The following is a 26,471-nucleotide window of genomic DNA, read 5'->3' as shown; positions in this document are numbered from 1 at the left end:
GGGTACCGTTTGTGGGGGGGGGGGGGGTTGGGGGGGGCCCCGGGGGGGGGGGGGGGGGGGGGGGCCCCCGCCCCCCCCCCCCCCCCGGGGGGGGGGCCCCCCCCGCGCTCAGCCCTCCACCGGCTCGCAGCCGGACGGCAACAAGGCGCCCGCCAGAGGGCTTTGGGGAAGGGGCGGGGTGGGGAAACACACCCCCGTGCGACCATGGCCCGCATGGTCCAAGCGCCCCCAGACACCGCAGCCATACCCACCCACCCCCGCCCCACCCGCACCTGGCTGATCCTCCTCGCCGCCTGCGCCGGACAGTTCCTCGTCGTCCTCGACGTCTCCGTCGTCAACGTGGCCCTCCCCTCGATGCGGACCGGGCTCGGGATGAGCCCGACGGGCCTGCAGTGGGTCGTCAACGCCTACTCCATCGCGTACGCCGGGTTCATGCTCCTGGGCGGCCGCGCCGGAGACCTCTTCGGACGCAAGCGCATGTTCCTCGTCGGGCTCGCCCTGTTCACCGGCGCCAGCCTGGCGGGCGGCCTCGCCCAGGAGGGGTGGCAGCTGCTGGTGGCCCGGGGCGTCCAGGGGCTCGGCGCCGCCGTCCTCGCGCCCTCCACGCTCACCATCCTGACCGCCGCCGTCCCCGAGGGTGTGGCCCGTACGAGGGCCATAGGCACCTGGGCGGCGGTCGGCGCGGGGGGCGGCGCGGCGGGCGGGCTCGTCGGCGGGGTGCTCACCGACACCCTGTCGTGGCGCTGGGTGCTGCTCATCAATGTGCCCGTCGGCGCCCTCGTCCTCACCGGCGCCACCCTGTGGATCACGGAGAGCCGCGCCGCCACCCGCAACCGCCTGGACCTGCCCGGCGCGGTCGCCGTCACCGGCGGGCTCGCCGTCCTCGCGTACGGCATCGTGCAGACCGAGCAGTCCGGCTGGACCTCGCCGCGCACGCTCGCCCCGCTGCTGGGCGGCCTCGCGCTGCTGGGGGCGTTCCTCGCCGCCGAGGCGCGCGCGGCGGCGCCGCTGATGCCGCTGCGGCTGCTGCGCCTGCGGGCGGTGGCGTCCGCCAACGTCGTGATGTTCGCCTGCGGCTCGGCCACCTTCTGCACCTGGTACTTCATGACCCTGTACGCGCAGAACGTCCTCGGCTACACCCCGCTCGGCGCCGGACTCGCCCTCGTCCCCAGCTCGTTGAGCATCGTCCTCGGCGCCAAGGTCGCACCCCGGCTGATGCCGGTGACCGGGACCCGCAACCTCACCGTCATCGGTGTGCTGATGGCCGCCGCCGGTTTCGGCTGGCAGTCCACGATGCACGCGCACGACCCGTACTGGATGGCGATCCTGGTGCCCGGCGTGCTGATGATGACCGGCGCGGGCCTGGCCACCACGCCGCTCGCCTCGCTCGCCACCTCCGGCGCCGCGCCGGGCGAGGCGGGACTGGTGTCCGGGCTCATCAACACCTCCCGCACCATGGGCGGCGCGCTCGGCCTCGCCGTCCTGTCGACCGTCGCCACCGCCCGTACCGGCGACACCCTGACGCCCGAGGCGCTCACCGAGGGCTACGCGCTCGCCTTCCGCACCGGCGGCTTCGTTCTGCTCGCCAGCGCCGTGGTCGCGCTGGTGTGGCTGCCGAGGGCCACGGCGCCGAGGAAGTGACTCAGAGCCAGCCCTGCTGCCGGGCCGCCCGTACCGCCTCCATGCGGTTGCGGGTGCCCGTCTTGCCGATCGCCGCCGAGAGGTAGTTGCGGACCGTCGACTCCGACAGGTGCACCCGGCCCGCGATGTCGGCGACGGTCGCGCCGTCCACGGCGGCGTTCAGTACGTCCCGCTCGCGCGCGGTCAGCGGGTTGGCGCCCGCGCTCAGCGCCGCCGCGGCCAGCGCCGGGTCGATCACCGTCTCGCCGCGCAGCACCCGCCGGACCGCCTCGGCCAGATCCTCCACCGGCCCGTCCTTCACCAGGAACCCCGCCGCGCCCGCCTCCATCGCGCGCCGCAGATACCCGGGCCGCCCGAACGTGGTCAGGATCAGCACCCGGCAGTCGGGGCACTCCTCGCGCAGGTCGGCCGCCGCGTCCAGACCGCTGCGGCCGGGCAGTTCGATGTCGAGGAGGGCGACGTCGGGGCGCGCGGTGAGCGCCGTGGACACGATCTCGTCGCCCGCCGACACCTGGGCGACCACCTCGATGTCCTCCTCCAGACCGAGCAGCAGGGCCAGGGCGCCCCGCATCATGCCCTGGTCCTCCGCGAGCAGGACTCTGATCATGCTGTTCTCCCCATCGTGCGGGCCGTCATCCGCGGCCGACCCCGTGTTCCGTCGCCGGCTCCGCCGCGAGCGCGGCGTCGGCCGGGTCGACCGGGAGCTCGGCGCTCACCCGGAAGCCGCCGCGCGGCCCGGGGCCCGCGTCGAGTGAACCGCCGGCCGCCGCGAGGCGTTCGGTGAGACCCTTCAGACCCGTGCCGCCGATCCGCGGACCGGGTGAGCCGGGCTGTACGGATGGTACGCCGCGCCCGTCGTCGGTGATCTTCAGCCGTACCCGCTCGGGCGCGCCGTCGACCACGATCTCGCAGCGGGCCGCTCCGCTGTGCCGTACGACGTTGGTGACCGCCTCCCGCACCACCCAGCCGAGCAGCGCCTCCACCTGCGAGGGCAGCGGCGGCCCCGACAGGGTGACCACCGGCTTCACTTCGGCCGCCAGCAGCGCCGAGCGGGCCCGGTCCAGCTCGGTGCCGAGACTGCCCTCGCGGTAGCCGGTGACCGCCTCGCGGATCTCGGTGAGCGCCTGGCGGCCGACCGACTCGATGTCGGCGACCTGGCCCAGCGCGGCGTCCAGGTCGCGCGGAGCGAGACGGCGGGCCGCCTCCGACTTCACCACGATCACCGAGAGCGTGTGGCCGAGCAGGTCGTGCAGATCGCGGGAGAAGCGCAGCCGCTCCTTCTCCACGGCGGTACGGGCCAGCTCCTGGCGTGTCGCGCGCAGTTCGCGCACGGTCTGGGAGAGCGAGAGAACCGCCGCCGTGACCATGCCGGACAGGAACGTGCCGTACGCGATGGTCACGTTGTCCCACGCCTCCCCGGCCTCCATGCCGGAGATGGCGCCCGCCGAGGTCGCCAGCACCATGACGACGAGGCCCAGCTTCCGCTCCCGCAGCACGGCGCCGCAGGCCAGCGAGAGCAGCGGGAAGAAGAACAGCCAGGTGCCGCCGTAGGAGACGGTCAGGGCGTAGGTGATCGCGGCCATCGCGGCCAGGATCGCCAGGGTGGTGCGGCTCTCGCGCTTGTCCTTGACGAAGGCGCGGAAGGCGACGGCGATGTAGAGCGCGGTGAAGGCGAGCAGGCCGGCGCCGCCGAGCCAGGGGTGCGGGGTCGTGCCCTCGATCAGGCTGGAGAGCGCGCCCAGGCCCATCAGGAGCCAGGGCAGCAGGGTGTACGCGCTGGGCGGGGGGCCGGGGAGGTCGGCGTCGCGGCCGCGGTCCTCCTGCGCCCGCGCCCCCGCCACCGCTCTCCCCTTCGGCAGGAGTCGTGCCACAGTCTCGTTCTCCCCGTCCCTCGTGCGAAGGCCTTCGCGGCCCGCCGGTAGGAGATCACGCCCCCCAAGCCGAACACCAGCGGCGGCCCCCCCGGGCCGGGGCTGTTTCGTCTGCGGCCCGGTGGCGGCTTGCTCGCGCAGTTCCCCGCGCCCCTTGAGGGCCAGGACTTCGTCTGCGGCCCGGTGGCGGGCTGGTCGCGCAGTTCCCCGCGCCCCTGGGGGTTGGGGTCGTGCGGCACCGAGTGCGCAAGGGCCGCGAGCCCGAACCCAGGGAACGGCACGCCCACGCCGACCCCCAAAGGGGCGCGGGGAACGGCGCGCCCAGCCCACCACAACCCACAGCCAAACCCCGAGCCCTGAAGGGGCGCGGGGAACTGCGCGAGCAACCCACCACGACCGGCAGTCAAAGTCCCGGCCGCACAGGGGCGCGGGGAACTGCGCGAGCAACCGACCACCTACCCGCAGCCAAAGTCCGGGCCGCACAGGGGCGCGGGCAACCCACCCCCCCGCAGACGAACCCCAGGCACGCGACAGCACCTGACCCCCCGTCAGAACTGTTCCCAATTCCCCCCCACTGCGTTATACATAGGCCCCACCAAGCCTAGAACGCGTTCTAAAACCGGCCCGAGAGCCACCCCCCAGGCGGCCTCGGCGCGGCCGACGGTGCGGACGGCCGCGCCGAGGTCTTCCCACCCCCGAGGAGCAGCCCCCGCCATGCCCATCGACGTCGCCAAGGCGCTCGCCGCCGAGCCCCGGTCCACCGAGATCTCCTGGGATCACAAGGACATCCAGCTCTACCACCTGGGCCTGGGGGCGGGCGTCCCGGCGACCGACCCGGACGAGCTGCGCTACACCCTGGAGTCACGCCTGCACGTGCTCCCCTCCTTCGCCACCGTCGCCGGCGCGGGCATGGGCGTCGTCGGCGGCCTCTCCGCCCCCGGCATCGAGATCGACCTCGCGGCCGTGCTCCACGGCGGCCAGAGCATCGTCCTGCACCGCCCCGTCCCCGTACGTGGCAAGGCCCGCTCCGCCTCCAAGGTGGCCGCCGTCTACGACAAGGGCAAGGCCGCCGTCCTGGTGCTGCGCACCGAGGCCGCCGACGACGAGGGGCCGCTGTGGACCAGCGACGCCCAGATCTTCGTACGCGGCGAGGGCGGCTTCGGCGGCGAGCGCGGCCCCTCCGCCCGCATCGAGCAGCCCGGCCGAGCCCCCGACCACACCGTCGAGCGGAAGGTGCGCGAGGAGCAGGCCCTGCTCTACCGGCTCTCCGGCGACTGGAACCCGCTCCACGCCGACCCCGAGTTCGCCGCCCTCGCCGGGTTCGACCGGCCGATCCTGCACGGGCTGTGCACGTACGGCATGGCGCTCAAGGCGGTCGTCGACACGCTGCTCGGCGGCGAGGTGGCGCGCGTCCGCTCGTACACCACCCGCTTCACCGGAATCGTCCATCCCGGCGAGACCCTGCGCGTACGGATGTGGGCCGCGCCGGGCCGCGTCCAGGTGTCGGTGACGGCCGTCGAGCGCGACGACGCCCCGGTCCTCTCCGACACGCTCGTCGAACACGTCTGAGGACACGTCCCAACTGCCTGATCAGAGGGAGCCGCACGATGCGCGCAGCCGTACTGCACGAGATCGGCCAGGACAAGCTCGATGTGCTCGACGACGTCGAGGCGGTGGGCTTCGGACCCGGGAAGGTGCGCATCCGTATCCGCGCGACCGGGCTGTGCCACTCCGACGTCTCCGCGATGTCCGGCGTGCTCCCGCAGCCGGCGCCCTTCGTCCCCGGCCACGAGGGCGCGGGCGAGATCCTCGACGTCGGCGACGGCGTCAGCGCCCTCGCCCCGGGCGACCGCGTCCTGGTGTGCTGGCTGCCCGCGTGCGGCGTCTGCCCCGCCTGCAAGCGCGGCCAGACCCACCTCTGCCTCGCCGGGTTCATGAACGCGGGCACCCCCAACTTCCGGCGCCCCGGCGCCGAGGTCTTCGGCTTCGCGGGCACCGGAACCTTCGCCGAGGAGGTCGTGGTCACCGCCGGATGCGCGGTCCCGATCCCCGACGACGTGCCGTACGAGATCGCCGCGCTGATCGGGTGCGGGGTCACCACCGGCCTGGGCGCCGCCATCAACACCGCCAAGGTGGAGGCCGGTTCGTCGGTCGCCGTGATCGGCTGCGGCGGCGTCGGGATCTCCGCCGTCCAGGGCGCCCGGGTGCAGGGTGCGGCGCAGATCGTCGCCGTCGACCCGGTGGCCTCCCGGCGCGAGGCCGCGCTCACCTTCGGAGCGACCGAGGCCGTCTCGCCCGGCGAACTCGACGACGCCAAACAGCGGATCACCGGCGGCGAGGGCTTCGACTACGTCTTCGAGGTCGTCGGCAAGTCCGCCACCGCCCGCACCGCCTACGGCGCGACCCGGCGCGGCGGCACCCTGTGCGTGGTCGGCGCGGGTGCCATGGACGACTTCTTCCCGCTCAACATGTTCGAGCTGTTCTTCGACGAGAAGCGGATCCTGCCCTCGTTGTACGGCGGCGGGGACGTACTGCGCTCCTACGAGCGGGCCGTGGCGCTGTGGCGGGCGGGCCGCATCGACCTGGAGGGCCTGATCACCCACCGGGTGCCGCTCGCCGGGATCAACGACGCCCTCGACCAGATGCGCACGGGCGAGGCCCTGCGCACCAGCATCACCCTCTGAACCCCCGGCACTCTCCCCAGAACCCGCTGACCCTTCCCCATACTCCCGACACTTCTGCACACCCCCGCCACTTCCCACACCTCCGACACTTCCGCACACCCCAGACACTCCTGAATCCTTTGACCCGGAAGGACACGGTCGTCCCATGGCACTGCCACTGGAAGGGCTCAGCGCGATCGTCACCGGCGCCGGGCGCGGTCTGGGCCGGGCCGAGGCCCTGGAACTGGCCCGGCTGGGCGCGTCCGTCGTCGTCAACGACTTCGGGCAGCCGGGCCGCGACGGCACCGGCGCCGCCTCGGCCGCCCCCGCCGAGGAGGTCGCCGCCGAGATCCGCGCGGCCGGCGGCGCGGCGGTCGCCCACACCGGCGACGTCGCCGACCACCAACAGGCCGGTGAGCTGGTCGGGTTGGCGGTCGAGCGGTACGGCAAACTGGACATCCTGGTCAACAACGCGGGTATCCTGCGGGACCGGATGATCTTCTCGATGACCGAGGCGGAGTGGGACGCGGTCATCCACGTCCACCTCAAGGGCCACTACAACACCACCCACTTCGCCGCCGCCCACTGGCGCGAGCGGTCCAAGGCGGCGGGCCGCGCGGTCTACGGCCGCATCGTCAACACCTCGTCGGAGGCGTTCCTCGCGGGCTCCGCGGGCCAGCCCAACTACGCCGCCGCCAAGGGCGGCATCGTGGGCCTCACCACCTCCACGGCGCTGGCCCTCGCCAAGTACGGCGTCACCGCCAACGCCATCTGCCCCCGCGCCCGCACCCGGATGACCGAGGACGTCTTCGCGGCCGTTCCGGCGGATCCAGGCAGCGCGGGGCCGGGGGAGGGGCAGCTCGACCCGCTGGCGCCCGAGCACGTGGCACCGCTCGTCGGTTATCTGGTATCCCCCGCCGCCGCCCGCGTCAACGGCCAGCTCATCGTGGTGCACGGCGGGATGGTCGCGATCGTGGAGCGCCCGAAGGTGGCCGCGAAGTTCGACGCGGCGAAGGAGGCGTTCGTCTTCGAGGAGTTGGACGCACTCCTCACGCCGTACTACGCCTCCCGGCCCCCCGGGGAGACGTTCGGCGCCGCCGAAGTGCTGGGACTGAAGCGGGGCTGACCCAATGAGGACCGGGCGGGCTGACCCGGTGCGGGCCGGGCGCGGGCCGCTGGGGGCCGGCCGCGCCGGTCCCCGCGCCCCAGCCGTTCCCCGCGCCCCTGAACGGCTGGGGCCGGGACGCTTCCGCCTCCCGGCCCCAGCCGCCCGATCAGCTCGCCTCCGCGTCCATCCGCCGGTGGCGGCCGTGGGCCTCGGCGGTCGGCTCCTCGGTCACCGCGGCTCCGCCCCGGTGCCGGCCGCGGCCGCCGGTGTCCGTCGTGGCTTCGGCGGACACGGCGGTCAGTGTCTCGGACATGTGGTGCAGTCACCCCGTTGTGTTCTCGTCCGTTGTGTTCGCCGTGGATCTTAACCAGCCGCGCTCCTGACCAGCGGCGCCCGGCCTACTGACGCCCGGTCAGCGGTGCCTGCGCGAGCGGTACGGGCCGGGGGGCCCGCGGCTTCGGCGGTACGGGGGCGGGGCGCGGCAGGTCGGCCGGGGCCGGGACCGCGGCCACCGCGCAGGGCGCGGCGGGCGTCGCGCACGGCAGCCGCAGCACCCCGTCCCGTGTCCACAGGCCCGCGCCCGCCAGCCACCCCCCGGGCGCGGGCAGCTGGTGCAGCCGGCGGCCCGCCGGACGCCACACCCCCAGCCAGGTGCCCCCCGCCGCGTCGATCCGCAGCGCCACCGCGCAGCTCTCCGGCATCAGCGTCTGCCCGGGCTGTACCGCGAACGGCGTCACCGCCGCGTCCGCGAGCCGCAGGCACTCGGGGAAGCGGACCGGCAGGGTGGAGCCGAGCACGCCCCAGCCGAGCCGCTCGTGGCCCGGCGCGTCGGAGCGCAGCAGCAGCAGACCGGTGTCCGGGTCCGCGAGGAGCAGCCGGTCCTCGCTCTCCTCGGTGATCTGGAGGAGCGGGGTCACCTCGCCGCCGCGCTCCAGGTCCACCGCGACCGCCTTGGTCCGCCCCTCCAGCTCCCGGTCGAGCGCGAGCATCCGCCCGGTCCGGTCCAGCCAGACACCGCCCGAGCAGCGCCCCTCGAGGGTGGCGACCGGCTCCGGGCCGAACGCGCCGCCCGCCACCAGCCAGAGCGTGCTGTCCTCGGGCCCGGCCGCCAGGGCGTACGCACAGCTGCCGTTCGGGGAGGGCGGCAGGAGCGAAAGCCGCCGCAGCGGGTCGCGCGCGACCGTGCCGAGGGCGAGCTCGCCGGTGCCGGGGCCGGTCGGGTAGAGCAGGGCGAAGGCGTCCCGGTCCGCGATCCTGCGGTGGATCAGCACCCGCCCGTCCCCCATCGGCAGCACCGAGGCGTCCGGGTCCTCCGGCTGGTTGCCGGGCAGCGGCACCGCGTACGGCTCGGGTCCGTCCAGGGTCCACCGCTCGGGGAACCAGCGGTCGCTCCCGCCCGGTGCCCGGACCAGGCGGGCCGCGTAGGAGCCGTCTGCGGTGATCGTGAACTCGCTCCGCGGGACCGCGTCGCCGTCACCGGCAGCGGTCTCGATGGCCAAGGCCGTCATGAGATGGCTCACCTCCGGCCCTAGAAGCTAGTTTTCGCACTTCCTGCCGAACAACACGAGACCACTCGCTTCACACCAAAGGGTGGCCGTCGGCCGATTCCCCAGTGGACGGGGCGAGAGATGTGCAGTGCGGGGCGAGCCGGGCGGGACGTGCCCGGGGCGTTCGCCGGGGCGGGTGGGGCGGAAGCCGTGGTGGGCGGGGCGCGGAGCGCGGGTAACCTGTCCCCGTGCCCCGTCTGTCTGAAGTCATCGCCGCGCTCGACGCCCTCTGGCCGCCCGAGCGGGCCGAGGGATGGGACGCGGTCGGCACCGTCTGCGGCGACCCCGACGCCGAGGTCCGGCGGGTGCTGTTCGCCGTCGACCCCGTCCAGGAGATCGTGGACGAGGCCGTGAAGCTCGGCGCCGACCTGGTCGTCACCCACCACCCGCTCTATCTGCGCGGGACGACGACGGTCGCGGCCGGCCACTTCAAGGGCCGGGTCGTGCACACCCTGATCAAGCACGACATCGCGCTGCACGTCGCCCACACCAACGCCGACACCGCCGACCCCGGTGTCTCCGACGCCCTCGCGGGCGCCCTGGACGTCCGGGTCGTCCGGCCGCTCGTGCCCGACGCCACGGACCCCTCGGGGCGCCGGGGCCTGGGCCGGATCTGCGAGCTGGACCACCCGACGACGCTGGGCGAGTTCGCCGCCCGCGCCGCCGCCCGGCTGCCCGCCACCGCGCAGGGCATCCGGGTCGCGGGAGACACCGCCGCGGTGGTGCGGACCGTCGCGCTCAGCGGCGGCTCGGGCGACTCCCTCTTCGACGCCGTACGGGCGTCGGGCGCCGATGCCTTCCTCACCGCCGACCTGCGTCACCACCCGGTGTCCGAGGCGACCCAGCACGCACCGCTCGGCCTGATCGACGCCGCCCACTGGGCCACCGAGTGGCCCTGGTGCGAGCAGGCCGCCGCACAGCTCGACGAGATTTCCGACCGCCATGGCTGGGACCTGCGGGTCCACGTCTCGAAGACGGTCACCGACCCCTGGTCATCCCACCACTCTTCTGGAGCCCCCAACTGAACGCCGCGCCCGCCGACCAGATCCGCCTCCTCGACGTACAGGCCCTCGACGCACGCCTGTCGCAGCTCGCCCACAAGCGGGCGTCGCTGCCCGAGCACGCCGAGATCGAGTCGCTCACCAAGGACCTCACGCAGCTGCGCGACCTGCTGGTCGCCGCGCAGACCGAGGAGAGCGACACCGCCCGCGAGCAGACCAAGGCCGAGCAGGACGTCGACCAGGTCCGCCAGCGCGCCGCCCGCGACCAGCAGCGCCTGGACTCGGGCGCCGTCTCCTCGCCCAAGGACCTGGAGTCGCTCCAGCGCGAGATCGCCTCGCTGGCCAAGCGCCAGGGCGACCTGGAGGACGTGGTCCTGGAGGTCATGGAGCGCCGTGAGTCCGCCCAGGAGCGGGTCGCCGAGCTGACCGAGCGGGTCTCCTCCGTCCAGACCAGGACCGACGACGCCACCGCCCGCCGCGACGCCGCGGTCCAGCAGCTGGACGCGGAGGCCGCCGAGGTCGCCAAGGAGCGCGAGGTCGTCGCCGCCGTCGTCCCGGCCGACCTGCTGAAGCTCTACGACAAGCTGCGCGAGAAGCAGGGCGGCGTCGGCGCGGCCCGGCTCTACCAGCGCAAGTGCGAGGGCTGCCGGCTGGAGCTCGACATCACCGAGGTCAACGAGGTGAAGGCGGCGTCCCCGGACACCGTGCTGCGGTGCGGCAACTGCAACCGCATCCTGGTCCGTACGGCGGAGTCGGGCCTGTAGTGCGGCAGTTCGTTGTCGAGGCCGACGGCGGCTCCCGGGGCAACCCGGGGCCGGCCGGTTACGGCGCGGTGGTCCTGGACCCGGTGACGGGTGAGACGCTGGCCGAGGCGGCGGAGTACATCGGTGTCGCCACCAACAACGTCGCCGAGTACAAGGGCCTGATCGCCGGACTCAAGGCCGCCAAGGCCCTGGACCCGGCGGCGAAGGTGCGGGTCCGGATGGACTCCAAGCTGGTCGTCGAGCAGATGTCGGGCCGCTGGAAGATCAAGCACCCCGACATGAAGCCGCTCGCGGCCGAGGCCGCCCGGATCCTGCCGGCCGGCCAGGTCACCTACGAGTGGATCCCGCGCGAGAAGAACAAGCACGCGGACCGGCTCGCCAACGAGGCGATGGACGCGGGCAAGCGCGGCAAGCAGTGGGAGCCGTCGGCGTCCACGGCCGCGCTGAACGCGGGCTCCGCCGGGGCGGGTCCCGCCGACACCGGCGCGGCGCGGGTCGTCGGGGACGCGGCGGCGGGCGCGGCACGGGCCCGGGCGGCCCTCGCGGCCCCGGCGGCCGCGCTCGCCACCGTCCCGGCCCCGGCGCGCGGCGCGGGCGCGGCCCCGGCCGCCGGGTGGAGCGCGCCCGACCTGGGCACGCCCACCACCTTCGTCCTGCTCCGGCACGGCGAGACGGCGCTCACCCCCGAGAAGCGGTTCTCCGGCAGCGGCGGCACCGACCCGGAGCTGTCGGCGGCCGGCCGCCGACAGGCCGACCAGGTCGCGGCGGCGCTCGCGGCCCGGGGCACCGTCCAGGCGGTCGTCTCCTCCCCGCTGCGGCGCTGCCGTGAGACGGCGGCGACGGTCGCGGAGCGCCTCGGTCTCGACGTACGGATCGAGAAGGGCCTGCGCGAGACGGACTTCGGGGCGTGGGAGGGGCTGACCTTCGCGGAGGTGCGCGAGCGCCACCCGGACGACCTCGACGCCTGGCTCGCCTCGCCCAAGGCCGCGCCCACGGGCGGCGGCGAGAGCTTCGCGTCGGTGGCGCGGCGCGTCTCGGCGGCCCGGGACCGGCTGCTCACCGCCCACGCGGGCCGTACGGTCCTGCTGGTCACGCATGTGACCCCGGTCAAGACGCTGGTACGGCTCGCCCTGGGCGCCCCGCCGGAGTCCCTGTTCCGGATGGAGCTGTCGGCGGCGTCGCTGTCGGCGGTGGCGTATTACGGGGACGGCAACGCGTCGGTGCGGCTGCTGAACGACACGGCGCACTTGCGCTGAGCCCTTGGGCTTTGGCCCGTGGTGCGAGGCTCGCGCGGCTCCCGGCCCCCCTGATCCCCAGGGGCGCGGGGAACCGCGGCGAGCAACCCACCAGCGGCGCGCAGACGGCCTCCTGGCAACCAGGGCCTCAGCGCAGCCGCAGCTCCGCCGCCTCCCGGGCCAGCGCCTCCACCCGCGCCCAGTCCCGCGAGGCGACCGCGTCCGGGGGCAGCATCCACGTACCGCCGACGCAGCCCACGTTGGGCAGGGCCAGATAGTCCGGTGCCGAGGCGAGCGAGATGCCGCCGGTGGGGCAGAAGCGGGCGGCGGGCAGGGGCCCGGCCAGCGACCTGAGATAGGCCGGGCCGCCCCCCGCCTCGGCGGGGAAGAACTTCATCTCGCCGATCCCGCGCTCCAGGAGCGCGACCACCTCGGAGGCGGTGGCGACGCCCGGCAGGAACGGCAGCCCCGAAGCGGTCATCGCGTCGAGGAGCCCGGCGGTCCAGCCCGGGCTGACCAGGAAGCGCGCGCCGGCCGCCGCGGCCTGTCCGGCCGCCGCACCCGACACCACGGTCCCGGCCCCGACCACGGCCCCGGGCACGCCGTCCGCGATCGCCCGGATCGCGTCGAGCGCGGCGGGCGTACGCAGGGTCACCTCGATCGCGGGCAGTCCGCCCGCCACGAGGGCCCGCGCGAGGGGTACGGCGTCGGCGGCGTCGTCCAGGACGACCACGGGGAGGACGGGGGCGAGGTCCAGGACGGAGGGCATACCGGCATCCTGCCGGGGGGTGTCGCGGGCCGCAACGAGCGTTGCACCCTGCGCAACGGACGCGTCCGTCCGTCAGTGGATCCGCTCCACGACCACGTCCAGCGCCCAGGACTTGCCGGCCTTGGCGGGCGGGGCGCACTCGACCACGTACCCGAGGTCCCGCAGGGCCTCCACGAGCCGCGCCGGGCCGGTGGGCACGGCCCCGTCCGACAGCAGGTCGCGTACGAGCCGCCCCTTCGTGGCCTTGTTGAAGTGGCTGACGACCGAGCGCTTCTCGACGCCGTCGACGAGCTGGGAGTGCAGGACGCGTACGGTCGCGGTCCGCCCGGCCACCTCGCCCGTGGGTCTCCAGGCGGCGGCGTACGCGGAGGAGCGCAGGTCGAGGACGAGCCCGGTCCCGGCGGCCTCGGTCATGACCGGGTCCATGACGCCGCGCCAGTACGTTCCCAGCGCGCCGAGCCCCGGCAGCTTCACGCCCATCGAGCAGCGGTACGAGGGGATGCGGTCGCAGACGCGGACGGCGCCCCACAGCCCCGAGAAGACGAGCAGCGACTTCGCGGCGCGGCGCTTGGCGGCGGGGGCGAGGGTGGCGAGGCCGAGGGCGTCGTAGAGGACGCCGGTGTAGATCTCACCGGCGGGGCGGGTGCCGGCGGTGCGGAGCCCGGCGTTCTTGGCGACCTCGCCGCGCAGGCCCTCGCTGAGGCCGAGGACCTCGCGGGCCTTGTCCTCGTCGGCGAGGCACAGCTCGACGAGCTCGTCGAGAACGGCGGCGCGGGCGGGCCGCAGGGCGGGGAGCGCCAGCGACTCCTCCTTGAGGGGGGTCCCGCGTCCTCCGTCGGCCTTTCCTTCGGAGGGGGGGAGCAGGACGAGCACGGGGGTCTCCTTGGGGCGGATGATCGAAAAAGGGGGAACGGCCCCGGGCCCCAGGTTAGGCCCCCACCCCGCCCCTCCCCCAAACCCTGCGCGACCCTGCGGGGGCGGGGGAGCCTGGGGGCCGGGGGTTGGCGCGCGGGCGGGCGGGAAGGGGCCGCACAGTCCCCCCGGGCCCCTTCGGGCCGGGGAGTCGCCTGCGGGCCGGTGGCGGGCTGGTCGCGCAGTTCCCCGCGCCCCTTGCGGGTCGGGGAGTCGCCTGCGGGCCGGTGGCGGGCTGGTCGCGCAGTTCCCCGCGCCCCTTGCGGGGCCCGGGTCGGTCCGGGCCGTTGAGCGTGCCCTTGGAGGGGGCTGCCATCTCCTTCCTTGTGCGGCGTGCCGAAGGTGCCGTTTTTGGGGGCGCGGGGAACTGCGCGAGCGACCCAGCACGGTCCGCAGACAGCAATACCGGGCCGTGCGTCCGGGGCTTGTGTGGCGTGCCCGAAGGTGCCGTTTTTGGGGGCGCGGGGAACTGCGCGAGCGACCCAGCACGGTCCGCAGACGCACCACCAGGCCGCCCGCCCAGGGCTTTCGGGAAGGGGCGGGGTGGGGGAGAGCCCTGGGCGCAGCCCAGAACGGGAATCGGGGCGGAGCCCAGGCGTGGAGGGATCGGGGCGGAGCCCAGGGTGGGGCCGGGCGAGTCCAGGGGGGCGGGGCGTTGGCCCAGAAGAGGCCGGGGAGGCGGGTGCGGCCTAGGCTCGGGGCATGCCTCGCCGTCACCTCCACATGACCGGCCCAGCCGACCCGCTGAGGGCCGCCCTCCGCGACCTCCGCACCACCCTCGCCCTCCCCACCCACTTCCCCCCGGACGTCCTCGCCGACGCCGACCGCGCCGCAAGCACCCCCCGGCTCCCCGTCCGCGACGCCACCGACCTCCCCTTCTTCACCGTCGACCCGCCCACCTCCATGGACCTCGACCAGGCCATGCACCTCACCCACCGGGCCTCCGGCGGCTACCGCGTCCACTACGCCATCGCCGACGTCGCCGCCTTCGTCGACCCGGGCGGCCCGGTCGACACCGAGGCCCACCGCCGGGTGAGCACGCTCTACTTCCCCGACGAGCGCATCCCGCTCCACCCGCCCGTACTCTCCGAGGACGCCGCCAGCCTCCTCCCCGGCCGGGTCCGCCCCGCCGTCCTGTGGACCATCGACCTGGACACGCACGGCTCCACCACCGCCACCCACGTGGAGCGCGCCCTCGTCCGCAGCCGGGCCAAGCTCGACTACGAGGGGGTGCAGCGGCAGATCGACGACGGCACCGCCGAACCGTCCCTCGCCCTCCTCGCGGACATCGGGCGGCTGCGCGAGGAGCAGGAGGTGGCGCGGGGCGGCATCTCCCTCAACGTCCCCGAGCAGGAGATCGTCGAGCGCGACGGCCGGTACGGGCTCGCCTACCGCGCCCCCCTGCCCGCCGACGGCTGGAACGCCCAGATCTCCCTCCTCACCGGCATCGCCGCGGCCGATCTGATGCTGGCGCACGGCACCGGAGTGCTGCGCACCCTGCCCAGCGCCCCGGACGGCGCCGTCGCCCGGCTGCGCCGCTCGGCCGTGGCGCTGGGCATCGACTGGCCGCACCACGTCCCGTACGCCCAGGTCATCCGCTCCCTGGACCCCCGCGACCCGCACCACGCCGCGTTCCTCCAGGAGTGCACGACCCTGCTGCGCGGCGCCGGGTACACCGTCTTCACCGGTGGGAACGTCCCCCGCCCGGCGATCCACGCCGCCGTCGCCGACGAGTACGCCCACTGCACCGCGCCCCTGCGACGCCTCGTCGACCGGTACGCCGCCGAGATCTGCCTCGCGGCGGTCGCGGGCTCGGACGTCCCCGAATGGGTACGCACCGCGCTGGACGGGCTCCCCAAGGTGATGGCCGAGGGCACCCGCCGGGCCAACACGGTGGAGCGCGAGTGCGTCGACCTGGTGGAGGCGGCCCTCCTCAAGGACCGCGTCGGCGAGGTCTTCGACGCGACCGTCGTCGACCTCAAGGACGACGAACCGACGGCCGGCACGGTCCACCTGGCCGACCCCGCCGTGGTGGCCCCCGTCCGCGGCACCACCCCCCTCCCCCTGGGCGAACCCCTCCGCGTCCGCCTCACCCAGGCCGACCCGGGCACCGCGAAGGTGGAGTTCGGCCCCGCGTGACGGGACGTCGGCCGGGACAGCCACCGGCCCCGGACGCGATGTGCCACGAGCGGGGGAAGAGTCCCCATCTCAAGGACGGCGGCTGATCCGATGTCCCAGTCCGGCGGGCGACCGAGGGAGGAGCGCGACATGACTGCTCTGGCACATGAACCGCTGACGCAGGCAGAGGTCCTGCTGGAGGGCTTCCTGGCGCTGGGTACGCCGGAAGGCTTCCGGGCCGAACTGATCGAGGGGGACATCTCCCCGAGCCGTTCGGCTTCGACCTCGCCACGTCCGACTTCGTCTGAGCGGGCCCGTCCGGCAGGTAGCATGGTCGGCACGGCAGACGAGCCGGGCGGACGGCCGCGTGGGGATCCCCGGATCCTCCCGAGGAACGTCCGGGCTCCACAGGGCAGGGTGGTGGGTAACACCCACCCGGGGTGACCCGCGGGACAGTGCCACAGAGAACAGACCGCCGGGGACCTCGGTCCCCGGTAAGGGTGAAACGGTGGTGTAAGAGACCACCAGCGCCTGGGGTGACTCAGGCGGCTAGGTAAACCCCACCCGGAGCAAGGTCAAGAGGAGCCGCCGTGAAAAGCGGCTCTGCGCGGACGTTCGAGGGCTGCCCGCCCGAGTCCGCGGGTAGACCGCACGAGGCCGGTGGCAACACCGGTCCTAGATGGATGGCCGTCTCCCCGGCCGCCGCGAGGCGACCGGGCGACAGAACCCGGCGTACAGCCCGACTCGTCTGCCCCTCACCCGCCCCGCCCCGACCGGTGGCGGGACCCGTGGGGATGGGGTGAGCTGGGCGGCGAGGACGTTCGCGGACGCGGACGTGTGCCGCCGCCCGCCCCGCACCCGGAGGAGCCCCCATGGCCATCCCCGCCGACCAGCTCAGCGACCCCGCCGTCCGTACGTTCGTCACGGCCCTCAACGCCGGGGACCGCGCCGCTTTCCAGGCCGTGCTCGCCCCCGGCGCCACCATGTCGGACGACGGCTCCGACCGGGACATCGCCGACTGGACCGAGCGGGAGGTCTTCTCCAGCGGCGGCCACATGGATGTGGAGTCGCAGAGCGACGGCGGGCGCTCGCTCGTCGCCTCCTACCGCAACGACACCTGGGGCGAGATGCGGACCGCCTGGCGCTTCGACGTCCAGGACGGGAAGGTCGCCCGGTTCGAGACCGGGCAGGCGTGAGCGGCCCGGCTACGCCGGGATGACCGCCCCCGCGCCCCCGACCCGTACCCTCGCGTCGCCCGCGCGCAGCGTCACCGTCAGTACGCCCGGGCGGCCCAGGTCCTCGCCCTGGTGGAGCGTGAGGACGGACTCCTCGGGGACCAGGCCCAGTTCGCGTACGTACGCGCCGAAGGCCGCCGCCGCCGCGCCCGTCGCCGGGTCCTCCACGACGCCGCCCACCGGGAACGGGTCGCGGACGTGGAAGACCGTCCCGGACGCGCGCCAGGCCAGCTGAACCGTCGTCAGGTCGAGCCGCCGCATCAGCGTGGCCAGCCGCTCGAAGTCGTAGGACAGGTCCGCCAGGCGCTCGCGGGTGGCCGCGCCGAGGACCAGGTGGCGGTTGCCGGCGAAGGCGATACGCGGCGGCAGCGCGGGGTCGAGGTCGCCGGCGGGCCAGTCGAGCGCGGCCAGCGCCTCGGCGAGGTCGGCGGGCGCGACGTCCTCCAGGTGCGGCTCGACGCTGGTGAGCGTGGCCCGCAGTACGCCCCCGTCGTCCGTGACCGTCACCGGGACCGTGCCGACGGGGGTCGCGAAGACCAGGTCCCCGGGGCCGATCCGCTCGGCCAGCGCCACGGCCGTCGCCACGGTGGCGTGGCCGCAGAAGGGGACCTCCGCCTTCGGGCTGAAGAAACGGATGGTGAATGTCCGCCCCGCCTCGCCCAGCCCCTCGGGCGGCGCGGTCAGGAACGCGGACTCGCTGTAACCCAGCTCGGCGGCGATCGCGAGCATGGCGTCGTCGTCGAGCCCGGCAGCGTCGAGGACGACCCCGGCGGGGTTGCCTCCGGCGGGGTCGGAGGAGAAGGCGGTGTAACGCAGCACATCGGTCATGCCGATGACAACTCCACGCAGGGACACGGCATTCCACCCGGAGAGGGACCGCCTGCGGCCCGTGCCCTGGGGGCGTTCGTCTGCGGATGGTGCTGGGTTGCTCGCGCAGTTCCCCGCGCCCCTGGGGGACCGGGGCCGAGGTCGAGTCCCTGGCTGCGGCCAACCCCCAAGGGGCGCGGGGAACTGCGCGCTCAGCCCCCACGGCTCGCAGCCGAAGTCCGCGCCCCAGATGGCTCCCGGCCGAGCCAAGTCCCCCGCCGGCGGCGCACCCCCCAAGGGGCGCGGGGAACTGCGCGCTCAGCCACCGACGGCCCGCAGTCGAACCCCCGGCCCCGCCCCCCTCACCCCCTCCCGATATACGGCATAGCCGAAGCCAGCACCGTCGCGAACTGCACATTCGCCTCCAGTGGCAGCTCCGCCATGTGCAACACCGTCCGCGCCACATCCGCCGCGTCCATCACCGGCTCCACCGCCAGCTCCCCGTTCGCCTGCGGCACGCCCGTCGTCATCCGGGCCGTCATCTCGGTGGCCGCGTTGCCGATGTCGATCTGGCCGACGGCGATCCGGTACGGACGGCCGTCCAGGGAGAGCGACTTGGTCAGGCCCGTCATGGCGTGCTTGGTCGCCGTGTACGCCACCGAGCGGGGGCGCGGCGCGTGCGCCGAGATCGAACCGTTGTTGATGATCCGGCCGCCCTGCGGATCCTGCTCCTTCATCTGCCGGAACGCCGCCTGCGCGCACAGGAACGCCCCGTTGAGGTTGGTGTCGACGACATGGCGCCACGCCTCGTACGCCAGGTCCTCCACCGCGACCCCGCCGGGACCGAACGTGCCCGCGTTGTTGAAGAGCAGGTCGAGCCGCCCGTACCGGTCTCGTACCGCCGCGAAGAGCGCCGCCACCTCCTCCGGCGAGGTCACGTCCGTACGGACGGGGAGGACGTCGGCGTCGGGCCCGGCCAGGGCCGCGGTCTCCTCCAGCGGCTCCGGGCGGCGGCCCGCCAGGGCCACCGACCAGCCCGCGGCGGCCAGGGTGAGCGCCACGGAGCGGCCGATGCCGGAGCCGGCGCCGGTGACGACGGCGGTCTTGCGCGCTGCGGATGCGTTCATGGCCGGGAGCGTACGGGAGCACCCTCCGGCCGGGCCGTGACCGTCCGCGATACGGGCCCGGCGCCCGGGTGGCGCCCCCTCGCGGCGGGGCACCCCGCACCCCCAATGGGCCCACCGCGACCCCAGCCCGGACCACCCCGCTCCGAAGCACCCCCGGCAGGCTGAGAGCATGGATGCTTGAAACTACAACGGTCGCACGGGCCGTCGGGGCCGCGACGGCCGCGAGGGCCGCGAGGGCCGGAAACGGGAGACGTACCCATGACGGAGAGCAGCCGGACCGCACCGGCCCCGATACCGGCCGCGGCCCCCGCCGCCGCCCGCCGCGCCGGCCTGCTGGTGACGCTCGTCCTCGGCGGGCTCACCGCGCTCCCGCCGCTCTCCATGGACATGTACCTGCCCGCCCTGCCCGAGGTCACCGGCGCCCTCCACGCACCCGCCGCCACCGTGCAGCTCACCCTCACCGCGTGCCTGGCGGGCATGGCGCTCGGCCAGCTCGTCGTCGGGCCGATGAGCGACAAATGGGGCCGCCGCAGGCCGCTCCTGGCCGGCATGATCGTGTACGTCGTCGCCACCGCCGTCTGCGCCTTCGCCCCCGACGCCGCCCTCCTCATCGCCTTCCGGCTGCTCCAGGGCCTGGCGGGCGCGGCGGGCATCGTCATCGCCCGCGCGATGGTGCGCGATCTGTACGACGGCGTGGAGATGGCCCGGTTCTTCTCCACCCTGATGCTGATCTCCGGAGCCGCCCCGGTCGTCGCCCCGCTGATCGGCGGACAGGTGCTGCGGCTGACCGACTGGCGCGGGGTGTTCGTGGTGCTCACGGGCGTCGGACTGCTGCTGACCCTGTTCGTCTGGCGCTTCCTGGGCGAGACGCTGCCGCCCGAGCGGCGCCACGAGGGCGGGGTCGGCGAGGCCCTGCGCACCATGGGCTCGCTGCTGAGGGACCGCGTCTTCACCGGCTACGTCCTGGCGGGCGGCCTCGCCTTCGCCGCGCTCTTCTCGTACATCTCGGCCTCCCCCTTCGTGATCCAGGAGATCTACGGCGCCTCCCCGCAGACCTTCTCGCTCCTCTTCGGGCTCAACTCGGTCGGCCTGGTCGCCGCCGGGCAGATCAACGGAAAGCTGCTGGTGGGCCGGGTCAGCCTCGACAAGGTGCTGGTGTGCTCGCTGAGCACGGTGGTGCTCGCGGCGGCGGCGCTGCTTGTCATGACGTCCGGGGTGTTCGGCGAGGCGGGTCTCGCGCCGGTCGCGGCCGGCCTCTTCGTGCTGATGTCCGCGATGGGCATGGCCACGCCCAACACCACGGCCCAGGCCCTGATGCGCACCCCGCACGCGGCGGGTTCCGCCTCCGCGCTGCTGGGCACCTCGTCGTTCCTGATCGGGGCGGTGGCGTCGCCGCTGGTGGGGATCGCGGGGGAGGGGACGGCCGTGCCGATGGCGGTGGTGCAGCTCGCCTCCGGTGTGGCGGCGCTGCTCTGCTTCCTGCTGCTGTGCCGGCCCTGGCAGCGGCAGGAGGCGGCGGCCTGAGCCGCCCCGGGCGCGCCGCCGGGACCGCGCCGCGCCCGTAGAATCCCCAGGTGAACGAGAACGTCCCCGTCCCGCAGGCCCTGCGCTCCGCCCTCGCCGGGCTGCTCGACGGGCTGCCGCCGTCGCAGGCCGCCCGCGCCGTCGACCGGCTGATCGCCAACTACCGGGGAGCCACCCAGACCCACGCGCCGGTGCTGCGCGACCGCTCCGACGTGGCCGCGTACGCCGCGTACCGGATGCCCGCGACCTTCGAGGCGGTACGGTCCGCGCTCGCCGCACTCCAGGACGCGGCGCCGCACTGGTCTCCCGCCACCCACACCGATGTCGGCGGCGGCACCGGCGCGGCGAGCTGGGCCGTCGCCGAGGCGTGGTCCCCCGCGACCACGGTCCTGGACTGGGCCGAGCCCGCGCTCGCGCTCGGCCGCGAACTGGCCGAGGCCTCCGGCGTCGAGGGGCTGCGGGCGATCCGCTGGGAGCGGGCCCGGATCGGTACGGCGCTGAGCCTGCCGGAGACCGACCTCGTGACCGTCTCGTACGTCCTGAACGAGCTGACCGCCGAGGACCGTGGGGCCCTTGTGGACGCGGTCGCCCGCGCCGCGACGGGCGCCGTGGTCATCGTCGAGCCGGGCACGCCCGACGGCTACGCCCGGATCATCGAGGCCCGGGACCGCCTGATCGCGGCCGGCTTCACCGTCGCGGCCCCCTGCCCGCACAGCGCCGCCTGCCCCATCGAGCCCGGCACGGACTGGTGCCACTTCTCCGCCCGGGTCAGCCGCTCGTCCCTGCACCGGCAGGTCAAGGGGGGGTCGCTGGCGTACGAGGACGAGAAGTTCAGCTATGTGGCGGCGGTCCGGGGGGTGGCGGCGGAGCCCGCCGTGAACCGGGTGACGCGACGGCCCCAGATCCGCAAGGGCCAGGTGCTGCTGGAGCTGTGCACGGGGGAGGGGGTGCTGCGGAGGGAGACGGTGACGAAGCGGCACGGGGGCGTGTACCGGGCGGCCCGCGACACGGAGTGGGGCGACCCCTGGCCCCCGGCCGAGTAGCCCCTGCGGACACCTGACACCCCCGCGAGGGGTCCATGTTCGTCTGCGGCCCGTGGTGGGTCACCCGCGCAGTTCCCCGCGCCCCTGTTGCGCCGGTTGTTCGTCTGCGGGCCGGTGGGGCTTCTCGCGCAGTTCCCCGCGCCCCTGAAGGGGGCCGTGGCTGATCGGGACCAGCCCGTACCCCCTGAGGGGCGCGGGGAACTGCGCGCCCAGCCACGCACGGTCCGCGGACAAAGACGGCGCGCCCCCCGTCGAGCGGCCAGACCGTGAGGGCGGCGCGCCCCGGGGAGCGTCTGGCCCGTTCACGGTCCGCGGGCGTAGGCGGCGCGGCTCGGTCAGGCCCGCAGCTCCTGGGTGCAGCACTTCACGCTGCCGCCCCCCTTCAGCAGCTCCCCCAGATCCATCCCCACGGGCACGAACCCCCGCTCCCGCAGGGACGAGAACAGCCCCACCGCCCCCTGCGGCAGCAGCACATGGAGGCCGTCGCTCACCGCGTTCAGACCCAGCGCCGCCGCGTCCTCCTCGGAGGCGATCACCGCGTCCGGGAAGAGCCGCGCGAGGACGGCCCGGCTGCCGGGCGAGAAGGCGCCGGGGTAGTACATGATCTCGTCGGCCGAGTCGTCCAGGACGGACAGCGCCGTGTCCAGGTGGTAGTAGCGCGGGTCGACGAGGTCGAGCCCGATCACCGGGCGCCCGAAGAACTCCTGCGCCTCGTCGTGCGAGAGCGGACTGGACCGGAAGCCGCGCCCGGCCAGTACATAGGACTCGGTGACGGCGAAGTCGCCCTCGCCCTCGTTGATGTGGGCCGGCTCGTGGATCTCCGTGAAGCCGTGCGCGCGGAACCACTCCAGATGGGCCTCGGCCTCCGCCTCCCGTTCCGGGTGCGCGAAGCGGGCGCCCAGCACACGGCCGTCGATCACGGTGGCCCCGTTGGCGGCGAAGACCATGTCGGGCAGGTCGGGGCGGGGGTCGAGCAGTTCGACGGTGTGGCCGAGGGAACGGTACCGGTCCCGCAGGTCCTCCCACTGGGCGAGCGCGAGCGGCAGGTCGACGGGCTTGGCGGGGTCCATCCAGGGGTTGATCGAGTACGTGACCTTGAAGTGTGCCGGTGGGCACATCAGATAGCGCCGGGGTCGGGCGACTCGGGGTGCACGGAGGTCACGGGTCTCACTGAGCAATGAGGGCTCCTCACGGACGACTTCGGCTGCACGCGCCGCATCTGCGGGTGGTGGTCAGCCCATGGTGCGGCCTGTCCGTCGTTCGCGCAGTGATCCGTACGGGTGTTTTTCCGCCGCTTCACCCACTGTTGCCCCGCGCGCACCCTTGACAGAGCGATGGGTGGAGACGAGACGTTCCGCCTCGGTGGGGTTAGGATCCCCCGCATGGCGAACAAGGGGCGTACGCCCGAGAAGGCACCCGGCTCCCGCGACAAGGCGCCCGACTCCACCCGCCGCAGCGAGCGCTCGCGGCGCGCGATCTACGACGCCGCGCTCTCCCTCGTCGGCGAGGCGGGCTACGCCAAGACCACCATCGAGGGCATCGCCGCCCGCGCCGGGGTCGGCAAGCAGACCATCTACCGCTGGTGGCCCTCCAAGGCCGCCGTCCTGCTGGAGGCGTTCGTCGACCTCAGCCACCAGGCGGTCCAGGGCGAGGTGGCCCTGCCCGACACCGGTGACCTGGAGGCCGACCTCAAACTGGTGCTGCGCGCCACCGTCGACGAGCTCAACGACAACGCCACCGACGCGCCGTACCGGGCGCTCGCGGCGGAGGGTGTCATCGACCCCGAGCTCGCCGCCGCGTTCGTCCACCACCTCCTGGAGCCCCAGCTGCGGCTGTACGTGGACCGGCTGCGCTCCGCGCAGGACGCCGGCGAGGTACGGGCCGACGTCGACCCGCGCACCGCCCTGGAACTCCTGGTGGGCCCCCTCTCGCACCGCTGGCTGCTGCGCACCCTGCCGCTCACCCACGCGTACGCGGACACCGTCGTCGAATACGCCCTGCGCGGACTCGCCCCCCGCTGAGGCCCCCGGGTTGGGGGGTACGGCCTCGGCGGGCGCAGGATGGTGGGAGCATGGGGGAAGGTTCTCGCGGGGCAACGGTGAGGTGAGGGGATAGATGGGCGCGGAGTACGGGCGTTCCGGCAGCTCGGAGAGCAAGCTGTCCCGCTGGCTGCGCAGGCGTCCCAAGGACGCTCCCGGCGCCGACGCGGGCCGCCTGGATCTGCTGCTCGCCGCCGCCGCCGCGAAGCTGCCGCTGGCCCCGGCCGCGTATCCCGTCGGCTACCGGTGCTCCTGCGACCGCGTGGGCTGTCCGACCCCGGCGCGCCACCCGGTCTCGTTCGCCTGGCAGACGCAGTCGACCACCGACCGTGTCCAGATCGAGCGGTGGGCGGCGGGGCAGCCCGAGGCGAACTTCATCACCGCGACGGGGATGGTCCACGACGTGCTGGACGTGCCCCTCGCGGCCGGGCGCGAGGCGCTGGAGCGGCTGCTCGCGGAGGGCGTCGACGTGGGGCCCGTCGCCGAGTCCGGGGGCGTGGGCGACCAGGCCCGGATGCTGTTCTTCACGGCGACGCGGGGGACGCCGGAGGACGAGGACGAGTGGTGGCCGTGTGAGCTGGACTGCCATCCCGAGACGATGGACGAGCATCCCGGGCTGCGGTGGCACTGCCGGGGGAGTTATGTGCTGGTGCCTCCGGCGCGGTTGCCGGGGGAGCAGGGTGTGGTGTGGGTACGGGGTCCTGAGTACGGCCTGCCCGATCCGCTGACGCTGCTGGAGGTGCTCACGGATGCGTGCGGTCGGCATGGTGCGGTGGACGCCCACTCCGTGGCGTGGCCCCTGGGCCGGTAGCCCCCGTCCGGGCCGCTTGTCCGTCTGCGGGCTGTGGTGGGTTGCTCGCGCAGTTCCCCGCGCCCCTGTCGGGCCGGTTGTTCGTCTGCGGGCCGGTGGGGCTTCTCGCGCAGTTCCCCGCGCCCCTGAAGGGGCCGGTGTTTGTCTGCGGACCGTGGGTGGCCGGTCGCGCAGTTCCCCGCGCCCCTGAGGGGGTTTCCGGCAGCCGGATAACAGAGCTCAGCCACATCCCGCCCAGGGGCGCGGGGAACTGCGCGAGCAACCCACTACCACCCGCAGATGACCGGCAGCCTCAGGGGCGCGGGGAACTGCGCGAGAAGCCACCGCCACCTGCGGGCAGAAAACGGCCCAGCCCCCGAAGCGCCGCGCAGGCAACCCCCACCGCCCCGCACACGGCCCCCCTACTCCCCCCGCGCCCCCACCAACCCCTGCACCCGGTTGATCACCACCACCACACCCCGCCCCGCGGGCACCCGCGCCGCGTCGTCCGAGACGCGTTCCTTCGTCACCGTTGACTTCGCCTCGCCCGTCATCAGGGCCCGTACGTCCGCGTTGATGTTCAGACGTACCCCCTTGGCCGCCGTCTGGCGTTCGAAGTGGCGGGTGGCGAAGAAGGCCAGGGCGCCGCCGTCGCGGGTGCGCAGGGCCAGGGGGGCGAAGTCGCCGCCGTCCAGGGGCTGGTCCACGTACTGGGTGGACATGCCGGGCAGGACCGCGTTCTTCTTGCGCTGGGCGCGCCACTCGGTGGTGTGCGGGCCGGGTGCGAAGGTCTCGGGGCGTCCGGTGCGCAGATACGCCACGTAACTCTCGCTCAGATCCTTCGGGGCCACGGCGAGGCCGGTGTCGTCCGGGCGTACCGGCTCGGCGAAACCGTCCGCGTCGACGGCGAAGGCCGGTACGTCCTTGGGGGCCAGGACCGCGAGGTGGGCGACCTTCCAGGCGTCGTCCGCCCCGGCGCGTACGAACACCAGCAGCCAGCGCGTGTCCGACGGACCGCTGTCCTGGTCGCGGTTGGAGTCGGTGTCCGCCACGAACCAGCGCGGCCAGCCCGCCTTGCGGGGTATGGAGAACCGGGCGTCGGTGAGCTCCAGCGGCACGTGCTGCGGGTTGCCGCCGGGGTCGGTGATGTGGCGGGCCCGGAGCCCGGCCTGGTTGACCGCCCCGAGCGGGCCGGTGACCCGGCCCGCGTCCAGGGCCGGGTCGTAGGCCTTGTCGGCCCTGTTGTACGCGTCCGTGAAGTCCCTGAGCGCCTGTGCGGCCTCAGCCCTGGTCGCCGACGGGACTACTTCCCGCTCGCCGTGCACCGTCACGCAGCCGCTCGCCGTCACCGTCAGTACGGTCACCGCCGCGAGCGCCGCCGTCAGCCGACTCACCCTGCTCATGGACTGCCTTCTGCCCCTCGTCCTTCTTGGCCGCCGCCACGGGAGCGGTGCTCCCGGCGGACTTCGCGAACCCTACCGGGGCGAAGAACAGCACGAGCGTGGGGATGAGATACAGCGCCCACACCGTGACCTGAAGGACGGTCGGGTCGGGCTGGAAGTTGAAGACGCCCTTGAGGAGCGTGCCGTACCAGCTGTCCGGCGGGATCGTGGAGCTGATGTCGAAGGCCAGGCTCTTGATGCCGGGGACGAAGTCGGCCTCCTGGAGGTCGTGCACGCCGTACGCGAGGACGCCCGCGGCCACCACGACCAGCATCGCGCCGGTCCAGGTGAAGAACTTCGCCAGGTTGATCCTCAGCGCGCCCCGGTAGAAGAGCCAGCCGAGGAACACCGCCGTGGCGAGCCCGAGGAGCGCGCCGATGAGCGGGTCGGTGTTGCCGCTGTCGGAGCCGGCCGCGTGCACCGAGGTCCAGACGAACAGCGAGGTCTCCAGGCCCTCCCGGCCGACCGCCAGGAAGGCGGTGGCGACCAGGGCGCCGGTGCCCAGCCGCAGAGCCGCGTCCAGCTTGCCCTGGAGCTCGGACTTCAGGAAACGCGCGGTGCGCCGCATCCAGAAGACCATCCAGGTGACCAGGCAGACGGCGACGACCGACAGCGAGCCGCCGAGCGCCTCCTGCGCCTTGAAGGTCATCTCCTGCGAGCCGAACTCCAGGCCCGCGCCGAAGCCCAGTGCCACCAGGACGGCGACGGAGATGCCGATCCAGATGGGCCGCAGCGCCTCGCGGTGACCGGTCTTGACCAGGTACGCGACGAGGATGCAGACGACCAGACTGGCTTCCAGACCCTCGCGCAGGCCGATCAGATAATTGGCGAACAT

The 26,471-nt window shown here is 74.2% G+C and carries 24 protein-coding genes, 1 other RNA gene and 1 pseudogene; 15 read left to right on the top strand and 11 right to left on the bottom strand.

What is annotated here, in order from left to right; genetic code table 11:
* Positions 1-213: 213 nt before the first annotated feature.
* Complete coding sequence (locus ACZ4MU_RS12610) at positions 214-1,641, top strand: MFS transporter (RefSeq protein ID WP_467874608.1); 1,428 nt, start codon at positions 214-216, stop codon at positions 1,639-1,641.
* A 1-nt stretch (position 1,642) separates the two neighbouring features.
* Here ACZ4MU_RS12610 and ACZ4MU_RS12605 read toward each other — a convergent pair whose 3' ends face one another.
* Both ACZ4MU_RS12605 and ACZ4MU_RS12600 read right to left on the bottom strand, forming a co-directional pair.
* Complete coding sequence (locus ACZ4MU_RS12605; RefSeq protein WP_467874606.1) at positions 1,643-2,248, bottom strand: response regulator; 606 nt, start codon at positions 2,246-2,248, stop codon at positions 1,643-1,645.
* Positions 2,249-2,273: 25 nt separating this feature from the next.
* Complete coding sequence (locus ACZ4MU_RS12600; protein ID WP_467874604.1) at positions 2,274-3,512, bottom strand: sensor histidine kinase; 1,239 nt, start codon at positions 3,510-3,512, stop codon at positions 2,274-2,276.
* Positions 3,513-4,226: 714 nt separating this feature from the next.
* Between ACZ4MU_RS12600 and ACZ4MU_RS12595 the strand changes: the two genes are divergently transcribed.
* The 3 genes from ACZ4MU_RS12595 to ACZ4MU_RS12585 all read left to right on the top strand — a co-directional run bounded on the left by ACZ4MU_RS12595 (position 4,227) and on the right by ACZ4MU_RS12585 (position 7,301).
* The gene (locus tag ACZ4MU_RS12595; RefSeq protein WP_467874602.1) at positions 4,227-5,081 is read left to right on the top strand and encodes a MaoC/PaaZ C-terminal domain-containing protein; all 855 of its coding nucleotides are present in this window, start codon (positions 4,227-4,229) and stop codon (positions 5,079-5,081) included.
* Between the two features lie 38 nt (positions 5,082-5,119).
* Positions 5,120-6,196 (top strand): Zn-dependent alcohol dehydrogenase, encoded by a 1,077-nt coding sequence (locus ACZ4MU_RS12590; RefSeq protein ID WP_467874600.1) that lies wholly within the window; start codon positions 5,120-5,122, stop codon positions 6,194-6,196.
* Positions 6,197-6,341: 145 nt separating this feature from the next.
* The gene (locus tag ACZ4MU_RS12585) at positions 6,342-7,301 is read left to right on the top strand and encodes a 3-oxoacyl-ACP reductase (protein WP_467874598.1); all 960 of its coding nucleotides are present in this window, start codon (positions 6,342-6,344) and stop codon (positions 7,299-7,301) included.
* A 148-nt stretch (positions 7,302-7,449) separates the two neighbouring features.
* On the opposite strand, the gene ACZ4MU_RS12580 is transcribed toward ACZ4MU_RS12585, so the two are convergent.
* Both ACZ4MU_RS12580 and ACZ4MU_RS12575 read right to left on the bottom strand, forming a co-directional pair.
* Positions 7,450-7,596, bottom strand: a complete 147-nt coding sequence (locus tag ACZ4MU_RS12580; protein WP_467874596.1) for a hypothetical protein — start codon at positions 7,594-7,596, stop codon at positions 7,450-7,452.
* Between the two features lie 85 nt (positions 7,597-7,681).
* Positions 7,682-8,791, bottom strand: coding sequence for a hypothetical protein (locus tag ACZ4MU_RS12575; protein WP_467874594.1), 1,110 nt, complete (start codon positions 8,789-8,791; stop codon positions 7,682-7,684).
* A 227-nt stretch (positions 8,792-9,018) separates the two neighbouring features.
* On the opposite strand from ACZ4MU_RS12575, the gene ACZ4MU_RS12570 reads away from it, so the two are divergent.
* From ACZ4MU_RS12570 to ACZ4MU_RS12560, 3 genes are read left to right on the top strand one after another with little or no spacing between them, the layout of a single operon-like run.
* Positions 9,019-9,855, top strand: a complete 837-nt coding sequence (locus tag ACZ4MU_RS12570) for a Nif3-like dinuclear metal center hexameric protein (RefSeq protein WP_467874592.1) — start codon at positions 9,019-9,021, stop codon at positions 9,853-9,855.
* Entirely contained in the window at positions 9,852-10,595 is a 744-nt protein-coding gene (locus ACZ4MU_RS12565) for a zinc ribbon domain-containing protein (protein ID WP_467874660.1), read from the top strand. The genes ACZ4MU_RS12570 and ACZ4MU_RS12565 overlap by 4 nt, the downstream gene beginning before the upstream one ends.
* Positions 10,595-11,851, top strand: a complete 1,257-nt coding sequence (locus ACZ4MU_RS12560; protein WP_467874590.1) for a bifunctional RNase H/acid phosphatase — start codon at positions 10,595-10,597, stop codon at positions 11,849-11,851. Before ACZ4MU_RS12565 ends, ACZ4MU_RS12560 begins: the two co-directional genes overlap by 1 nt.
* A 127-nt stretch (positions 11,852-11,978) precedes the next feature.
* Here ACZ4MU_RS12560 and eda read toward each other — a convergent pair whose 3' ends face one another.
* Together eda and yaaA are read right to left on the bottom strand one after the other, a co-directional pair.
* Positions 11,979-12,599 (bottom strand): bifunctional 4-hydroxy-2-oxoglutarate aldolase/2-dehydro-3-deoxy-phosphogluconate aldolase, encoded by a 621-nt coding sequence (eda, locus tag ACZ4MU_RS12555; protein ID WP_467874588.1) that lies wholly within the window; start codon positions 12,597-12,599, stop codon positions 11,979-11,981.
* Between the two features lie 72 nt (positions 12,600-12,671).
* The gene (gene yaaA, locus ACZ4MU_RS12550) at positions 12,672-13,472 is read right to left on the bottom strand and encodes a peroxide stress protein YaaA (RefSeq protein ID WP_467874586.1); all 801 of its coding nucleotides are present in this window, start codon (positions 13,470-13,472) and stop codon (positions 12,672-12,674) included.
* Between the two features lie 741 nt (positions 13,473-14,213).
* On the opposite strand from yaaA, the gene ACZ4MU_RS12545 reads away from it, so the two are divergent.
* From ACZ4MU_RS12545 to ACZ4MU_RS12530, 4 genes and pseudogenes are all read left to right on the top strand, one after another.
* Positions 14,214-15,650 (top strand): RNB domain-containing ribonuclease, encoded by a 1,437-nt coding sequence (locus tag ACZ4MU_RS12545; RefSeq protein WP_467874584.1) that lies wholly within the window; start codon positions 14,214-14,216, stop codon positions 15,648-15,650.
* A 129-nt stretch (positions 15,651-15,779) separates the two neighbouring features.
* A pseudogene (locus tag ACZ4MU_RS12540) lies at positions 15,780-15,890 on the top strand (Uma2 family endonuclease); the annotation flags it as partial.
* Between the two features lie 86 nt (positions 15,891-15,976).
* An RNA gene (gene rnpB, locus ACZ4MU_RS12535) (RNase P RNA component class A) lies at positions 15,977-16,380 on the top strand.
* 121 nt (positions 16,381-16,501) lie between these two features.
* A complete protein-coding gene (locus ACZ4MU_RS12530; RefSeq protein ID WP_467874582.1) occupies positions 16,502-16,825 on the top strand; it encodes a nuclear transport factor 2-like protein in 324 nt (107 codons plus the stop codon).
* A 9-nt stretch (positions 16,826-16,834) separates the two neighbouring features.
* Here ACZ4MU_RS12530 and ACZ4MU_RS12525 read toward each other — a convergent pair whose 3' ends face one another.
* Positions 16,835-17,692, bottom strand: a complete 858-nt coding sequence (locus tag ACZ4MU_RS12525) for a PhzF family phenazine biosynthesis protein (RefSeq protein WP_467874580.1) — start codon at positions 17,690-17,692, stop codon at positions 16,835-16,837.
* A 341-nt stretch (positions 17,693-18,033) separates the two neighbouring features.
* The gene (locus tag ACZ4MU_RS12520; protein WP_467874577.1) at positions 18,034-18,798 is read right to left on the bottom strand and encodes an SDR family oxidoreductase; all 765 of its coding nucleotides are present in this window, start codon (positions 18,796-18,798) and stop codon (positions 18,034-18,036) included.
* A gap of 258 nt (positions 18,799-19,056) precedes the next feature.
* Here ACZ4MU_RS12520 and ACZ4MU_RS12515 point away from each other — a divergent pair, with 258 nt between their 5' ends.
* Positions 19,057-20,322 (top strand): multidrug effflux MFS transporter, encoded by a 1,266-nt coding sequence (locus ACZ4MU_RS12515; RefSeq protein ID WP_467874575.1) that lies wholly within the window; start codon positions 19,057-19,059, stop codon positions 20,320-20,322.
* A 50-nt stretch (positions 20,323-20,372) separates the two neighbouring features.
* Positions 20,373-21,365 (top strand): small ribosomal subunit Rsm22 family protein, encoded by a 993-nt coding sequence (locus tag ACZ4MU_RS12510; RefSeq protein WP_467874573.1) that lies wholly within the window; start codon positions 20,373-20,375, stop codon positions 21,363-21,365.
* Positions 21,366-21,700: 335 nt separating this feature from the next.
* On the opposite strand, the gene ddaH is transcribed toward ACZ4MU_RS12510, so the two are convergent.
* Positions 21,701-22,543 (bottom strand): dimethylargininase, encoded by an 843-nt coding sequence (gene ddaH / locus ACZ4MU_RS12505; RefSeq protein ID WP_467874571.1) that lies wholly within the window; start codon positions 22,541-22,543, stop codon positions 21,701-21,703.
* Positions 22,544-22,747: 204 nt separating this feature from the next.
* Between ddaH and ACZ4MU_RS12500 the strand changes: the two genes are divergently transcribed.
* Together ACZ4MU_RS12500 and ACZ4MU_RS12495 are read left to right on the top strand one after the other, a co-directional pair.
* Positions 22,748-23,386, top strand: a complete 639-nt coding sequence (locus tag ACZ4MU_RS12500; RefSeq protein WP_467874569.1) for a TetR/AcrR family transcriptional regulator — start codon at positions 22,748-22,750, stop codon at positions 23,384-23,386.
* A gap of 94 nt (positions 23,387-23,480) precedes the next feature.
* On the top strand, positions 23,481-24,215 hold the full coding sequence (locus ACZ4MU_RS12495) for a bifunctional DNA primase/polymerase (protein ID WP_467874567.1): 735 nt from the start codon (positions 23,481-23,483) through the stop codon (positions 24,213-24,215).
* A gap of 401 nt (positions 24,216-24,616) precedes the next feature.
* Here ACZ4MU_RS12495 and ACZ4MU_RS12490 read toward each other — a convergent pair whose 3' ends face one another.
* Both ACZ4MU_RS12490 and efeU read right to left on the bottom strand, forming a co-directional pair.
* A complete protein-coding gene (locus tag ACZ4MU_RS12490; protein WP_467874658.1) occupies positions 24,617-25,588 on the bottom strand; it encodes an SCO2278 family lipoprotein in 972 nt (323 codons plus the stop codon).
* Positions 25,476-26,471 carry an iron uptake transporter permease EfeU gene (gene efeU / locus ACZ4MU_RS12485; RefSeq protein ID WP_467874565.1) on the bottom strand — a complete coding sequence of 332 codons (996 nt, stop codon included), beginning with the start codon at positions 26,469-26,471 and terminating at the stop codon, positions 25,476-25,478. The genes ACZ4MU_RS12490 and efeU overlap by 113 nt, the downstream gene beginning before the upstream one ends.

The sequence above is a fragment of the Streptomyces sp. NPDC026377 genome (assembly GCF_055567715.1).
The sequence above is the reverse complement of the archived record's forward strand: the minus strand, read 5'-3'. Positions and strand labels throughout refer to the sequence as shown.